Source organism: Pseudaestuariivita sp. (assembly GCF_052825805.1).
Map to the genome: position 1 here is coordinate 398,150 of NZ_JBRBVB010000010.1, position 13,404 is coordinate 411,553.

Genomic DNA, 13,404 nt, shown 5'->3' on the forward strand with positions numbered 1-13,404 from the left:
TCTCATAAAATGCGTGCGCATTTCATGAGATGGGGCAGAGCCCCCACTCTCGCTTACAACGAAAGCGACATCTGCCGCTTTTCAAGCGCATCCAAAAGCTTCGGGATCTTCGTCTTGAATTTGAAGAACCCCGCCGTCGCATGCGGCCAGGCCCGGCTGTCATAGTCACGCCGCAGGCAAGTCACGGCGACCCCTGCCCCTTCCAGCTCCCGCGCCGCAACGCGCACAACATCCGCAACAGGCCCGACCGGCGGATACGACGTGACAACCTGCGAAAGCCCCGAACTCTTGGCCCAGGCCACGATCCCCTCGGCCCCCTCGAGGGCATCCACATCAGGACTGCCCGGCCAACGAGAGACCGCATCATCCAGCGCGGCGTCTCGCTTCGAGACGACAAGCGGCGCCATGTGTAAAATACCCGACTGCGTCTCCGGTGCGAGCCGTGCGCAGGCATCCGGGAACGGCACCGCCTCCCACACATGGCTCGGCGTGCAGTCTTCATAAGTCAGCAGCACGCCGGTCTTCACGCCGCCCTTCAGCACATCGCCCTCCGGCAGAGGCGCGCGCGGCGGGTTCTCGGCCCCGTCCAAAGGCACGGCAAAGGCGGCCAACTGACCCTGCGGGTCGAACCGCCCTTCGGTGTACTTGCGAATGTTGTCCGCCCGCGCCAGATACGTCTTGCCCGGCGTGTGCAGCCCGCCGACCCAGCGCCAGCCCAGCGTGTTCGACGCCGGATCGCCGTCCAAGAGATGCCGCAGAAAGAAGTCCGTCCCCAGCTCCCAAGGCAGCCGCAACGTGTAAATCCAGATCGAGGCGAACCACATCCGCGCGTGGTTGTGCAGATACCCGGTCTCCGCCAGCTCCCTGGCCCAATGATCGAAACAGGCGATGCCTGTCTCGCCCTTGCACGCCGCCTCCCACTCCTGCCGCAAACCAGACGAGGTCTGCACATCATTCCACGCCTGTTTGAGGCCCACCTGATACATGTCCCAGACCGACGGGCGCATCTCCATCCAGCCCTTCCAGTACGTGCGCCAGAACACCTCATGGATGAACTTTTCCACCGTCGAGGGCGCGTAGCGGTCGAGCGTGGCGCTCAGCACCTCCGCCTCCGTCACAAGCCGATGCCGGATATAGGGCGAAAGCTGCGAGACATGAGGATGCCCGGGCAGGTCAAAGTTGCGCAGGCGCGCATAGGCGCCGGCCTTGGGCAGGTACTCCGTGAGGCGGGCAAGGCCGGCCTCGCGCGTCGTGTCAAAGGATGTGCTCTGTGTCATGTACTAGGGTCTAGAGCCCGGGCTGCCGCCATCAATGGCGCCGAGCGCTTGGAGCGCATGCCGGTCACCGCACCACCCTCCCTTGAAGCCGGGGACGGGCGAGACTAAGACTCCTCCCTAGACTGAGGCAAACGCAGGTCACGCCCGACAAAGGGCAGGCGCGCGAACGGACAAAGGCAGGCACCATGCGTGATCCCATCGACACCTACATGAACACGCTCGTCCCCATGGTGGTCGAGCAGACAAGCCGCGGCGAGCGCGCCTACGACATCTTCTCGCGGCTGCTCAAGGAACGCATCGTGTTCCTGTCAGGCCCCGTGCACGACGGGATGTCCTCGCTGATGGTGGCACAGCTTTTGCACCTCGAGGCGGAAAACCCCAGCAAAGAGATCTCGATGTACATCAACTCGCCCGGCGGCGTGGTGACATCGGGGCTCTCGATCTACGACACGATGCAGTACATCAAACCGAAGATCGCAACGCTTGTGATCGGGCAGGCAGCGTCCATGGGCTCGCTCCTTTTGGCGGCAGGGGACCCCGGCATGCGCATGTCGCTGCCGAACAGCCGCGTGATGGTGCACCAGCCCTCCGGCGGATACCGCGGCACGGCGACCGACATCATGATCCACGCCGAGGAAACGCTGAGCCTGAAAAAGCGGCTGAACGAGATTTATGTCAAACACACTGGACAGACCCTCGAGGCTGTCGAGAAGGCGCTCGACCGCGACACCTTCATGTCGGCCGAAGAGGCCAAGGACTTTGGTTTGATTGACGAAATCGTTGAAAGCCGTGCCGCGGCGGCAGAAAGCTGAGAGGCGTGCGCCCGGCGCAACGCCGCCGGGATTAACGCGATTTTGACATTGTGGTGCAAAAGGCGAGCGCGTAGGCTGCTCGCCAGGCGGACAATCGGGATGTGTCTTGCTGGCCATCGGGACTGGCTGCGCGAAGACCGAGAGGGTGTGACATGGCAACGAATTCCGGCAGCGACAGCAAGAACACGCTTTATTGCAGCTTCTGCGGCAAGTCTCAGCACGAGGTCCGCAAACTCATCGCAGGGCCGACCGTGTTCATCTGCGACGAATGCGTCGAGCTCTGCATGGACATCATCCGCGAAGAGACCAAGGCCGGCGGCCTCAAATCCTCCGAAGGCGTGCCGACTCCCAAGGAAATCTGCGAGGTCCTCGACGATTACGTGATCGGCCAGTCCGTGGCCAAGCGCGTGCTCTCCGTCGCGGTCCACAACCACTACAAGCGCCTGAACCACGCCCAAAAGACCAACGACATCGAGCTGGCGAAATCCAACATCCTGCTGATCGGCCCGACCGGCTGCGGCAAGACGCTGCTCGCCCAGACGCTCGCGCGCATCCTCGACGTGCCGTTCACCATGGCGGACGCCACGACGCTGACCGAAGCGGGCTACGTGGGCGAGGATGTGGAGAACATCATTCTCAAGCTCCTGCAGGCGTCCGAGTACAACGTGGAACGCGCGCAGCGCGGCATCGTCTACATCGACGAGGTCGACAAGATCACGCGCAAGTCCGAGAACCCCTCGATCACCCGCGACGTGTCGGGCGAGGGCGTGCAGCAGGCTTTGCTCAAGCTGATGGAGGGCACCGTCGCCTCCGTTCCCCCGCAGGGCGGGCGCAAGCATCCCCAGCAGGAGTTCTTGCAGGTCGACACGACCAACATCCTCTTTATCTGCGGCGGTGCCTTTGCCGGCCTCGACAAGATCATCAAGCAACGCGGCAAGGGCTCGGCGATGGGCTTTGGAGCGGATGTGCGCGACGACAGCGACGCGGGCGTGGGCGAGACCTTCCAGGAGCTCGAGCCGGAGGACCTGCTGAAGTTTGGCCTGATCCCGGAATTTGTCGGCCGTCTGCCGGTGCTCGCGACGCTCGAGGACCTCGACGAGGACGCGCTGGTCACGATCCTGACCTTGCCGAAGAACGCGCTGGTCAAGCAGTACCAGCGTCTCTTCGAGCTTGAAGACACCGAGCTGACCTTCACCGACGAGGCGCTCCGCGCGATCGCCAAGCGCGCGATCGAGCGCAAGACGGGCGCACGGGGCCTGCGGTCGATCCTGGAGGATATCCTGCTTGACACGATGTTCGACCTGCCAGGCATGGACAGCGTGACCGAGGTGGTCGTGAACGAGGAAGCGGTCAATTCGGACGCAGCGCCCTTGATGATCCACGCCGAGAGCGAGAAGGCCACCGCGGGGTGAGCCGAAGAGGGATGGGTGAAATCACCCATCCTACGCATCAGCGCCACGCCGTAGGATGGGTGCTCGCACCCATCCACCGTCCAACTCTCCATCCACTGTCCAACCAACGACGACAGCATCACCCATGATCGGCAGTGCCCACCTTACTGGTAAGGTGGGCACTGCCGTGTCCCACACTTCAATTTCACAGCACAGGAGCCCCCCACCCATGACCATCAAACGCATCTCTTCCGGCGGCGCTTTCGAAGTCAAGGTCGGCTATTGCCGCGCCGTCGTCGCGGGCGGGCTGGTGCATGTCGCCGGGACGGTCGGGCAGGGCGACACGGTGCTCGAGCAATGCGCCGACGCGCTCGGTATCATCGAAACCGCGCTCCAGGAAGCCGGCACCGATTTCGCCCACGTGGTCCGGGTCACCTACATGCTGCCCGACCGGCACGAGTTCGAGCCCTGCTTTGACCTCCTGGCGCGCACCTTCGGAGCGAACCCGCCCGCCGCGACGATGATCGAATGCGGCCTGATCGACCCCAAATACCGGATCGAGATCGAAGTCACCGCCGTCCTGCCCGGCACCTGACCGCGCAGCGCGCGTGCAGCCTCTGGACCGCCGCGCCGGAATGGGCGATACGTCGATCAACGCATCAATGAGGTGACCCGATGGGCCTGATGACCACGCTTTTGCGCGCCGTAACCTGGTGGCACGGCTCGACGCTCGGAATGTCGCTCTTCACCTCGCGCAAGGGCGTCCGTGTGGGCGAGGACAGCCAGGGCAACGTTTTTTACCAGACCCGCGACGGCAAGCGGCGCTGGGTCATGTACAACGGCGAGACCGAGGCGTCCCGCGTCGATCCCGACTGGCACGGCTGGCTGCACCACACGTTCACGGAACCTCCGACCGAGCGCCCGCTGGCGCACAAGTCTTGGGAACAGCCGCACAAGGAAAACCTGACCGGCACGGCACTGGCCTACGCGCCCGCGGGCTCGATCCGCCGGGCCGAGCCCGCCGAGCGGCGCGATTACGAGGCGTGGTCGCCCGAGTAACCCGCGAGGCTGCCCGATGGCACATTCCACATCCGAAGTCCTCGTCGGCGGCGCGGTCCTCGCGGCCGCCGTCTCCTTTGTCGTCTACACGGCGGGGGTCACCGGCGCACAGACCGGCGGCAGCAGCTACGATTTGACCGCCTCCTTCCGCTCGCTCGAAGGCATCCGTGTTGGCACCGACATCCGGCTTGCCGGCGTCAAGGTGGGCAGCGTCACCGGCATCGCGCTCAATCAGGAGACCTACCGCGCGGACATGGTGCTCGCCATCCGCGAGGGCGTGCTGATCCCGGACGACAGCTCGGTGCTCATCTCGTCCGAAGGGTTGCTCGGCGGCTCCTTTGTCGAGATCGAACCGGGCGGCTCGCCCTTCAACTATGATCCGGGCTCCGAAATTCTCGACACTCAGGGCGCGGTCTCGCTGATCTCGCTCCTTTTGCGCTTCGTGGCGGGAGGCGAGGAATGATCCGCGCGTTTGCTCTGCTCACAAGCCTCCTCGCAAGCCTCGCCGCGCTGCCCGCCGGCGCCCAAGTCGCGACGTCGAATGGAGACGGCGTGATCCTCCGCGCCCTCGACAAGGTCACAGGCCGCGTGCGCGACATGCAGCTTGGCAACGGACAAGTGCAGACCCTCGGACGCATCGCGATCCAGCTGCGCGAATGCCGTTACCCGCAGGGCAACCGGTCGGGGGATGCCTTTGCCTTCCTGACCGTGCGCGAAGAGGGCGAGGAACAAGACGTCTTTTCCGGCTGGATGATCGCGTCGTCGCCGGCTCTCAACCCCATGGATCACGCCCGCTACGACGTCTGGGTGCTGCGCTGCACCACCTCCTGAGACGTCGCCGGCCCCGGCGCGGCGAAGTCCGGCCTCAGCTGCAACGCCTCCGCCAGATGCCGCTTGTACACGCTGCGGGCGATCTCGATCCCGCCGAGCGAGGAGAGGTGGTCGGTCAGGAACTGCGTGTCGCACAGCACGAAGCCTGCGCGTTTGAGGCGGTCCATCAAAAATGCCAGCGCGATCTTCGAGGCGTCCGTGCGGCGTGAGAACATGCTTTCCGCGCAGAACGCGCCCCCGACCGCCACGCCGTAGACGCCCCCCGAAAGCGCGCCGTCCTGCCAGATCTCGACCGAATGCGCGTGTCCCGACAGGTGCAGGTCCGTGTAGACGCGCGCGATCTCGGCGTTGATCCAGGTCTCTTCGCGGTCCGCGCAGCCGGCCACCACGTCCGTGAAGGCGGCATCCACCGTCACATCGAACCCGCCGCGCCGCATCCGGCGCGCAAGTGAACGCGAGATGTGAAACCCGCCGATGGGCAGGATGCCCCGGCGTCGGGGGTCCACCCAGAAGATGTCCTGCGCCCCGCGCGTCTCGGCCATGGGAAAAACACCCGCCGCATAGGCGTGCATCAAGAGGTCCGGCGTGAGGGGCGGGTTGCGGTCCGACATGGACCGCAGTCTAGGACAAGCGCGGCGCCGTTGCTACAGCCGCGCGTCGACCTCGGCGCGGGTGGGCATGGAGGGCGCGGTGCCCGCCTTGGTGACCGACAGCCCCGCCGTTGCACACCCCATCTGGACGGCTTCAAGCGGCGTCTTCCCCTCGGACAGAGCCGCGGCAAAGGCGCCGTTGAAGGCGTCCCCGGCGCCCGTTGTCTCCACCACCGGGCCAGCGTCGATCGCCGGCACCAGTCCATGCCCATCGAGATAGGCGCCCTGCTCCCCTAGCGTGATGATCGGGGTGACCACCCCCTTGGCGCGGAGAAGCTCGCACGCCTTGGCGGCATCGTCCGGCGTCTCGACCGGCATGCCGACCAGCGCCGCCGCCTCGCTCTCGTTCGGGGTGACGTAGTCGCAAAGCGCCAGCATCCCCTCGGGCAAATCGGCAGCAGGGGCAGGGTTGAGGATCGTCGTCACGCCCGCCTCGCGCGCAATCCTGAGCGCGTGCATGGCCGCTTCGATGCTTTGCTCCAGCTGAGTGACAAAGACATCCGCCGAGGTGATCAGCTCCGCCCAACCGTCCACGTCCTGCGTGCCGATCAGCGCCGCGGCGCCCGGCGCGATGATGATCGCATTGTTGCCCGTCGCTGCCTCGATAAAGATGTGCGCGGCCCCGGTGTAGCTCTCCGCGACTTTCGTGGCGTGCGGCGTGACGCCCGCGCCCTCCCACGTCGAAAGCGCCAGCTGCGCAAAATCGTCATCGCCCAGCTTGGTCAGCATGTGCGTCTCGGCCCCGATGCGGGCGCAGGCCACCGCCTGGTTCGAGCCCTTGCCGCCGGGGCCAAGCGCAAAGGAATGCCCCAAAATCGTCTCGCCCATCACCGGCATCCGGTCAGCGCGATAGGCGGTGTCGGCGACAAAGACGCCGAGGATCGTCACGCGGCCCATGGCTTAACCCTCGTCCGGCGGAATAACACCCTTGCGGAAGGCAAAGCAGCCGTAGAAACGCCGCTCCCCTGTCTGGATCACCGCGTAGGCGTCCCGTGCGCGGTCATAGAAATCGAACCGCTCGACGCCGATCATCGTCGGCCCGTCCACGGCAGAGACCTCGGCCTGCACCTCCTCCATCACCGGCAGGATGGTGTCCGGCTCGCCCACCACCTCCATCCGCGCGGCGGCATCGTCCACGAAGGTGTCGATGGGGTAGAGCGAGAGCACGGCCTGGACCACTTCGGCGGCAGGTGCGTCGATCCTGAGCAATTCGCCCAGCGTTGTGTCCCGCGCCACGCTGTCCGAGGGAAAGTTGGTGTCCGCGATGATCAGATCGTCGCCGTGGCCCATGGCGCGCAGCGCATAGAGCACGTCGGCGTTGAGGATCGGGGGGATGCCTTTAAGCATGTTCAGGCTCCTTTTGTGCGTCGCGTCTCAGGCGCAGGCCCGCCGCGTCAAAGATGTGGATATGCGCCGGATCGGGAGACAGATGCACCGTCTGACCGGCCTCGAATGCGTGCCGCTCGCGGAAGACTGCCGTGACGTCCTGACCGTGGAAGTTGAGAAAAACCATCGTCTCCGACCCCGTCGGCTCGACGACCTTGACCTCCATCGGCAGGCCCTTGTCCGACAGGATCAAGTGCTCGGGCCGGATGCCCAGCTTGACGTCGCCCGAGGCAATGATCCCCGGCGGCAAGGCCACGTCGGTGCCACCGAGCGAGATCACACCACCCGCCGCGCGCCCTTCCAGAAGGTTCATCGACGGCGCGCCAATGAAGGTCGCGACGAACTCGTTGGCCGGGTTGTCGTAAAGCTCCAGAGGCGAGCCGATCTGCTCGATCACGCCGCCCTGCATCACCACGATTCGGTCGGCCAGCGTCATCGCCTCGATCTGGTCGTGGGTCACGAACACCGTCGTCGTCTTGAGCCGCTGGTGCAACTCTTTGATCTCCGTCCGCATCTGGATGCGCAGCTTGGCATCGAGGTTCGACAAAGGCTCGTCAAAGAGAAAGACCTGCGGATCCCGCACAATCGCCCGCCCCATGGCGACACGCTGGCGCTGACCGCCCGAGAGGTGCCGGGGCTTGCGGTCCAGATACTCGGTGAGGCTCAGGATCTCGGCGGCTTGGGTCACACGCCGCTTGATCTCCGCCTTGTCGGTGCCGGCCACCTTGAGCGCGAACCCCATGTTCTCAGCCACCGATTTGTGCGGGTAAAGCGCGTAGGTCTGAAAGACCATCGCGATGTCACGCTCGGCTGGGGGCAGGTTGTTCACCACACGCGGGCCGATGGAAATGGTCCCGCCCGAGATCGGCTCGAGCCCTGCGATCATCCGCAAAAGCGTCGACTTCCCGCAGCCCGACGGGCCGACCAGCGCCACGAACTCGCCATCGGCAATCTCGACATTCAGCCCGTGCAGCACCTGCACCGCGCCATAGGATTTAAAGACATCCCGGATCGTCACGTTGGCCATAAACGCCCTCCCATGGCGTGACGTTAGACAATGGATCCACAGGTGTCCACGGTCCCAAAAGTCTGCTTTTGTTGACAGCTTTTGAATCGCCTTCATACTGACTTGACGGAAAGGTGGGGCATCGTGCCCCCGTCTCGCTGCCCGCGCCATAACGCGCAAGCAGACCTTAACCCACGAAAAAGACTGACGATTTCCTAGGGAGGAATACATGAAAGTCGAACTCTACAACTACATCCGTGCCGCGCAAAAGATGAACCGGCGCCAGATGCTGAAAGGCACGGCGGCGCTTGGTGCCGCGGCGATGGTGCCAAAGGGCGCCTTTGCGGATGGCCACTCGAACGTGCGCGCCGAGATCCTCAAGATCCCCGGCGTCGGCATGGGCTCCCCCACCGACAGCGACTGGCAAAAGGTCGGCGAGATTTGCCTCGGGGCCACCCGCGAGAACGTGGCCGAGGGCGAGTTCGAAGGCGTCGAGCTGACGTTCATGGGGCTCAACAACCAGAACCTGCACAACTTCCTCTTCCGCGGGTTCCTCAAACCCTGGGAAGCCTACACCGGCGCCTCGATCAACTGGATCGACCTGGCGCAGGCCGACTATAACGCGCGCCTCCAGCAGTCGATCGCGACCGGCACCGTGGACTTTGACATCGTCGAGATGGGCGCCCCGTTCGAAGGCGACGTGCTCGGCAAGGGCCTTGCGTCCGAGATGCCGGACTGGGTCAAGGACCAGATCGACATGGACGACTATGTCGACTACCTCAAGGCGCCCGTCGGCACCTGGGACGGCAAGACCTACCGCGTCTCCATCGACGGCGACTGCCACACCTTCGCGTATCGCAAGGACTACTTCGGCGAGGGCGCCATTGGCGGCGAGAAGGTCCCCGAGACCTGGCAGGAGGTCAACCAGGTCTCCAAGGACCTCATCGGCAAGGAAGACCCGCTCACCGGCCTGCCGGCGCACGGCTACCTCGACCCGCTCAAGGGTTGGGGCGGCTTTGGCTTCTACTTCCTCGAGAACCGCGCGGCAGCCTACGCCAAGCACCCGAACAGCCCGGCCTGGCTCTTTGAGCCCGAAACGATGAAGCCGATGGTCAACAACCCGGCCTGGGTGCAGGCGATCCAGGACGTGATGGACCTGATCGAGGCGGGCGCCTATCCCGCCGACCAAATCAACGCCGACCCCGGCACAACCGCGTTCCAGCAGTTCCTCGCAGGCACCGGCTCGATGCTGACCTGGTGGGGCGACGTCGGCTCTTCGGCGCGCACCTCGGACACGTCGGTCGTGGGCGATGTGGCGGCCTTCGGGATCAACCCGGCCTCCGACCGCGTCTACAACGCGCAGTCCGGCGAGTGGGAAGAGACCCGCAACGAGGCGCCCAACATGGCCTATATCGGCTGGGGCATCTACGTCATGGCGACCGTCGAGGGCGACGAGAAGAAGAAGAAGGCCGCCTGGTCCGCCGCCGCCCACCTCGGGGGCAAGGACCTGTCGCTCTGGGCATCGGCGTATCCGTCGGGCTTCCAGCCCTACCGCAACTCGCACTTCCAGTTCGAAGAGTGGGAAGAGGCCGGCTACGACCGGGAGTACATCGAGGACTACCTCGGCTCGAACGCGGACAGCTACAACCATCCGAATGCCGCCATCGAACCCCGCATCCCGGGCATCTTCCAGTACTACTCGGTTGCCGAGGACGAACTGGCCAAGGGCTACGCCGGCCAATACGGCTCCGCCCAGGAAACCGCCGACGCGATTGCAGCGGCTTGGGAAAACATCACCGACCAAATCGGCCGCGAAAGCCAAATCGCGGTGTACAAAGCGTCGCTTGGGATGTGATCCTGGGAGTTATGGTTTGAGGTTTTGCGCGGTCCCTACGGGGGCCGCGTTTTTTGCATTGCTGAATTAGAGTGAATGACGGCTTGAAGCTCACTTAGACTTATGCCGCCCTGCTCACCAATTTCGACTGACTTAACGTCCGCAAAAAATGTCGCAGGGTCAAATCGAGCTTCGTCATAAGTCTGTGCAATAGGATTATTCGATGATTTGGCTTGCTGCACCGTTTGCGCTACCAACGACCGTTTATGGCAAGCTTATTTCGCCTTTGGACCTTTTGTGTGACCTTCCAGCTGTTGCTCCAATCCAACTTGCGCGGTACGTTTGCGGCGCAAAAAAAAGCGTGAGCAATTTGCTTCCTAACAAGCCCGGCGCCACGGCAGCCTGCTTTAGCAATGAAGCCAATAGCCTCAATTTCACCGTGCCGCTTTTACGGCGGCTCGCAAAAGGAATAGCACCATGGATGAAAACAAAAGGAACATTTTCTATTTCGAATCCCAGACATTGCGGGGCCTGTTTGACTTGCTGGATCTCTGGCAATCAGAAAACCAGAAGCGATTTCTGTCAATAGAAGTTCAAAGAGAAAATGAAAAGTTTGGCTGTATCGCGCTAACTAATCCCACCGAGGTAGTAATTTGTGACGGTTTCGGTGATAGTCAGGCGGAAGTTAGGCGAGGACACGTGATGGTTTGGGATTCGTACTAGGCCTTTCGTACCGCATTTCGCTACGGATTGATGTTGACCGTGGCCGACGGGTCGGTTTCGCCAAAACAGGTACGTTTATGTCTCATGCGAAAACGATCGCTAAGACTCGGTTGGTTTCTTGAAAGCGGACCTTGGCGCAGCGGGAACGAGCTGGCTCCTTGGCTCACAGACCCGCAAAGATGAGAGACCCGAGCCCCAAACTCCACCCTTCCCAACCCCCCATCCCCCCGCTAACCTTACCTCATGAGCACCGAAGGCGATCTGCTGCATACCGTTACGGCGGATGACATTTCTGAGGGCCGCAAGAGGCTGGGCAAGGCCATGGTCTGGGGGTCGGCGGGGCTGTGTGTGCTGCTGGCGGTCTGGCAGTTTCTTTACCAGACGGGCCGGATCGGGGCGGGGTTCGAGACCTGGCGACCCGTCCTTTATGCCTACATGCTTTGGGCGACGTGCCTTTGCATCGCGCAGGTGCTGGTGAACGGGGAGAAGGGGAAGCGGACGCTGTTTGTCCTGCCGGCCGCGCTTTTCGTGATCAGCCTCGTGATCTTTCCGCTGCTCTTTGCGCTCTACATCTCGTTCACCAACTGGAACCTTGCGTCCGCTGCCGGGCCGCAGCCGAACGGCTGGGACAACGTGGTGCAGATGTGGAACGACGCGTTTTACTGGAACGCATTGAAAAACATGGTCTATTACGTGGCCGCCGTCAGCGTGGAATACGTGATCGCCTTCGGCCTCGCGCTGCTTTTGAACGCGCAGATCAGGGCGCGGAAGTTCTTTCGCGTCGTCTTCCTCCTTCCCCTGATGCTGAGCCCCGTGGCCGTGTCCTGGATGATCGGCAAGTCGATGCTGGAGGTGCGGTTCGGGCCTGTCTCGCGTCTGATCCGGGAGCTGGGTTTCGAGCCGAGCTTCTTTGGCTCGCCTGAGCTCGCGCGGTTCTGGATCATGGCGATGGATGCGTGGACCTTCATCCCCTTTATGATGATCATGCTGCTCGCCGGGTTGCAGGCTCTGCCGAAGGAGGTGATCGAGGCCTCCAAGGTGGACGGCGCCTCGGGCTGGCAGAGCTTCAAGGAGGTGATCTTTCCGCTGATGCTGCCGGTGTCGGTGACGGCGATCGTGATCCGCATCATCTTCAAGCTCAAGCTGGCGGACATCATCATCAACGTGACCTCGGGCGGGCCGGGGGGCGCGACGGACTCTGTGACCTCGTTCATCTTTCGCGAGTACCGGGATCGGTCGAATGTGGGGTACGGGACGCTCTTGGCGATTGTGTATCTGATCCTGATCATCATCTTTGTGACCGCTCTCCTTAAGCTGGTGAGCCGCTGGATGGAGCGCCCGGCATGAGCGCGATTTTCAAGGATGACGGGGGCGCCGCGCCGCGCACGAAGTGGTGGATGAGCCGGGTGGCCATCTATGGCGCGCTCTGCCTCTGGGCGTTCATCTGCCTCTTCCCGATCTTCTGGACACTGACGACGTCCTTCAAGCTGGCCCCGGACGTGATGCGCGGGAACCTGATCCCTTGGGTCGATTTCCAGCCGCGCTGGCGCGGGTGGGAGTCGCTGGGCCTCTCGCCCCGCCTGATCGGCGAGGTCTCGACCGTGCGGGAGGAGTTCCTCAAGCGGTTCTGGAACTCGGCGGTGATCGCGGTGAGCGCCTCGACCTTGGCGGTGGTGCTGGGCTCGCTGGCGGCCTATGGGCTCTCGCGGTTCAACTACCGGTTCGGCTTCATGCGGAACTCGGACATCTCCTTCTTTTTTCTCAGCCAGATGATCCTGCCGCCGGTGGTGCTCGCCCTGCCGTTCCTCGTGCTCTACAAGTCGCTGGCGCTGCTCGACAGCCGGATCGGGCTGATCCTGCTTTACACGCTGACGGTGCTGCCGATCGTAATCTGGATCATGCGGGACCAGTTCCAGGGGATTCCCGTGGAGCTCGAGGAGGCGGCGCTGGTCGACGGCCTCGGCATCTGGGGCGCGTTCCTGCAGATCGTGCTGCCGATTGCGCTGCCGGGCATGGTGGCGGCGTTCATCTTGTCGTTGGTGCTGTGCTGGAACGAGTACTTTTTCGCGGCGCTTTTGACCTCGACGAATGCCACGACCTTGCCGGTGATGGTGGCCTCGCAGACGGGCTCTCAAGGGATCAACTGGTGGTCGATGGCGGCGCTGTCGTCAGCGGCGATCTTGCCCTTGGTGTTCGTGGCGATCTTCTTGGAGAAGTACATCATCAAGGGGATGGCGGCGGGGGCTGTGAAGTAAGAGCGCTTCGGCGGGCGTGTTGTTTTGCGTCTGGGCTATCTCGTGCGGAATCAAGGCGAAACCGCTGACGACTGGTGGCAATGAAGTCAGAGCGCACCGTCGGGCCGCGGTGCGTCGAACCTCGCTGGTTCTAAGCAAATTTATCCCTGAAACTGTCGGAAGACCTCCGAGCGACGCGCT

The 13,404-nt window shown here is 63.4% G+C and carries 15 protein-coding genes; 9 read left to right on the forward strand and 6 right to left on the reverse strand.

All coding sequences use genetic code 11. The features are described 5' to 3' along the window. Window positions 1-53: 53 nt before the first annotated feature. A complete protein-coding gene (locus ACU0B3_RS13565) occupies window positions 54-1,277 on the reverse strand; it encodes an FAD-binding domain-containing protein (protein ID WP_446261390.1) in 1,224 nt (407 codons plus the stop codon). A 185-nt stretch (window positions 1,278-1,462) separates the two neighbouring features. Here ACU0B3_RS13565 and ACU0B3_RS13570 point away from each other — a divergent pair, with 185 nt between their 5' ends. The 6 genes from ACU0B3_RS13570 (at window position 1,463) to ACU0B3_RS13595 (ending at window position 5,370) form a co-directional block, all read left to right on the forward strand. After that, window positions 1,463-2,089, forward strand: coding sequence for an ATP-dependent Clp protease proteolytic subunit (locus ACU0B3_RS13570; RefSeq protein WP_446261391.1), 627 nt, complete (start codon window positions 1,463-1,465; stop codon window positions 2,087-2,089). Window positions 2,090-2,241: 152 nt separating this feature from the next. Next, window positions 2,242-3,501 carry an ATP-dependent Clp protease ATP-binding subunit ClpX gene (gene clpX, locus ACU0B3_RS13575; RefSeq protein ID WP_446261392.1) on the forward strand — a complete coding sequence of 420 codons (1,260 nt, stop codon included), beginning with the start codon at window positions 2,242-2,244 and terminating at the stop codon, window positions 3,499-3,501. 208 nt (window positions 3,502-3,709) lie between these two features. After that, the gene (locus ACU0B3_RS13580) at window positions 3,710-4,075 is read left to right on the forward strand and encodes a Rid family hydrolase (protein ID WP_446261393.1); all 366 of its coding nucleotides are present in this window, start codon (window positions 3,710-3,712) and stop codon (window positions 4,073-4,075) included. 80 nt (window positions 4,076-4,155) lie between these two features. After that, window positions 4,156-4,539, forward strand: coding sequence for an NADH:ubiquinone oxidoreductase subunit NDUFA12 (locus ACU0B3_RS13585; RefSeq protein ID WP_446261394.1), 384 nt, complete (start codon window positions 4,156-4,158; stop codon window positions 4,537-4,539). 16 nt (window positions 4,540-4,555) lie between these two features. Next, on the forward strand, window positions 4,556-5,002 hold the full coding sequence (mlaD, locus tag ACU0B3_RS13590; protein WP_446261395.1) for an outer membrane lipid asymmetry maintenance protein MlaD: 447 nt from the start codon (window positions 4,556-4,558) through the stop codon (window positions 5,000-5,002). Further along, the gene (locus ACU0B3_RS13595) at window positions 4,999-5,370 is read left to right on the forward strand and encodes a DUF2155 domain-containing protein (RefSeq protein ID WP_446261396.1); all 372 of its coding nucleotides are present in this window, start codon (window positions 4,999-5,001) and stop codon (window positions 5,368-5,370) included. Before mlaD ends, ACU0B3_RS13595 begins: the two co-directional genes overlap by 4 nt. Here the strand turns inward: ACU0B3_RS13595 and aat are convergent. From aat to ACU0B3_RS13615, 4 genes are read right to left on the reverse strand one after another with little or no spacing between them, the layout of a single operon-like run. Next, window positions 5,334-5,981, reverse strand: a complete 648-nt coding sequence (gene aat, locus ACU0B3_RS13600) for a leucyl/phenylalanyl-tRNA--protein transferase (protein WP_446261397.1) — start codon at window positions 5,979-5,981, stop codon at window positions 5,334-5,336. The genes ACU0B3_RS13595 and aat overlap by 37 nt on opposite strands. Before the next feature lie 33 nt (window positions 5,982-6,014). Then, window positions 6,015-6,917 carry a ribokinase gene (locus ACU0B3_RS13605; protein ID WP_446261398.1) on the reverse strand — a complete coding sequence of 301 codons (903 nt, stop codon included), beginning with the start codon at window positions 6,915-6,917 and terminating at the stop codon, window positions 6,015-6,017. 3 nt (window positions 6,918-6,920) lie between these two features. After that, on the reverse strand, window positions 6,921-7,367 hold the full coding sequence (locus ACU0B3_RS13610) for an RbsD/FucU family protein (protein ID WP_446261399.1): 447 nt from the start codon (window positions 7,365-7,367) through the stop codon (window positions 6,921-6,923). After that, window positions 7,360-8,433, reverse strand: coding sequence for an ABC transporter ATP-binding protein (locus ACU0B3_RS13615; RefSeq protein WP_446261400.1), 1,074 nt, complete (start codon window positions 8,431-8,433; stop codon window positions 7,360-7,362). The genes ACU0B3_RS13610 and ACU0B3_RS13615 overlap by 8 nt, the downstream gene beginning before the upstream one ends. 208 nt (window positions 8,434-8,641) lie before the next feature. Between ACU0B3_RS13615 and ACU0B3_RS13620 the strand changes: the two genes are divergently transcribed. Then, complete coding sequence (locus ACU0B3_RS13620; protein WP_446261401.1) at window positions 8,642-10,267, forward strand: extracellular solute-binding protein; 1,626 nt, start codon at window positions 8,642-8,644, stop codon at window positions 10,265-10,267. 243 nt (window positions 10,268-10,510) lie between these two features. On the opposite strand, the gene ACU0B3_RS13625 is transcribed toward ACU0B3_RS13620, so the two are convergent. Further along, window positions 10,511-10,804 (reverse strand): hypothetical protein, encoded by a 294-nt coding sequence (locus tag ACU0B3_RS13625; RefSeq protein WP_446261402.1) that lies wholly within the window; start codon window positions 10,802-10,804, stop codon window positions 10,511-10,513. Between the two features lie 408 nt (window positions 10,805-11,212). Here ACU0B3_RS13625 and ACU0B3_RS13630 point away from each other — a divergent pair, with 408 nt between their 5' ends. Further along, the gene (locus ACU0B3_RS13630) at window positions 11,213-12,316 is read left to right on the forward strand and encodes a carbohydrate ABC transporter permease (protein ID WP_446261403.1); all 1,104 of its coding nucleotides are present in this window, start codon (window positions 11,213-11,215) and stop codon (window positions 12,314-12,316) included. Continuing rightward, window positions 12,313-13,224 (forward strand): carbohydrate ABC transporter permease, encoded by a 912-nt coding sequence (locus ACU0B3_RS13635; protein ID WP_446261404.1) that lies wholly within the window; start codon window positions 12,313-12,315, stop codon window positions 13,222-13,224. Before ACU0B3_RS13630 ends, ACU0B3_RS13635 begins: the two co-directional genes overlap by 4 nt. Window positions 13,225-13,404: the final 180 nt, after the last annotated feature.

Bases quoted from the DNA above. Each gene is read 5' to 3' on its own strand.
- ACU0B3_RS13610 (WP_446261399.1), bottom strand. From the start codon at position 7,367: ATGCTTAAAGGCATCCCCCCGATCCTCAACGCCGACGTGCTCTATGCG.
- ACU0B3_RS13615 (WP_446261400.1), bottom strand. From the start codon at position 8,433: ATGGCCAACGTGACGATCCGGGATGTCTTTAAATCCTATGGCGCGGTG.
- ACU0B3_RS13635 (WP_446261404.1), top strand. From the start codon at position 12,313: ATGAGCGCGATTTTCAAGGATGACGGGGGCGCCGCGCCGCGCACGAAG.
- ACU0B3_RS13570 (WP_446261391.1), top strand. From the start codon at position 1,463: ATGCGTGATCCCATCGACACCTACATGAACACGCTCGTCCCCATGGTG.
- ACU0B3_RS13565 (WP_446261390.1), bottom strand. From the start codon at position 1,277: ATGACACAGAGCACATCCTTTGACACGACGCGCGAGGCCGGCCTTGCC.
- ACU0B3_RS13585 (WP_446261394.1), top strand. From the start codon at position 4,156: ATGGGCCTGATGACCACGCTTTTGCGCGCCGTAACCTGGTGGCACGGC.
- aat (WP_446261397.1), bottom strand. From the start codon at position 5,981: ATGTCGGACCGCAACCCGCCCCTCACGCCGGACCTCTTGATGCACGCC.
- mlaD (WP_446261395.1), top strand. From the start codon at position 4,556: ATGGCACATTCCACATCCGAAGTCCTCGTCGGCGGCGCGGTCCTCGCG.
- ACU0B3_RS13605 (WP_446261398.1), bottom strand. From the start codon at position 6,917: ATGGGCCGCGTGACGATCCTCGGCGTCTTTGTCGCCGACACCGCCTAT.
- ACU0B3_RS13630 (WP_446261403.1), top strand. From the start codon at position 11,213: ATGAGCACCGAAGGCGATCTGCTGCATACCGTTACGGCGGATGACATT.
- ACU0B3_RS13620 (WP_446261401.1), top strand. From the start codon at position 8,642: ATGAAAGTCGAACTCTACAACTACATCCGTGCCGCGCAAAAGATGAAC.
- clpX (WP_446261392.1), top strand. From the start codon at position 2,242: ATGGCAACGAATTCCGGCAGCGACAGCAAGAACACGCTTTATTGCAGC.
- ACU0B3_RS13580 (WP_446261393.1), top strand. From the start codon at position 3,710: ATGACCATCAAACGCATCTCTTCCGGCGGCGCTTTCGAAGTCAAGGTC.
- ACU0B3_RS13595 (WP_446261396.1), top strand. From the start codon at position 4,999: ATGATCCGCGCGTTTGCTCTGCTCACAAGCCTCCTCGCAAGCCTCGCC.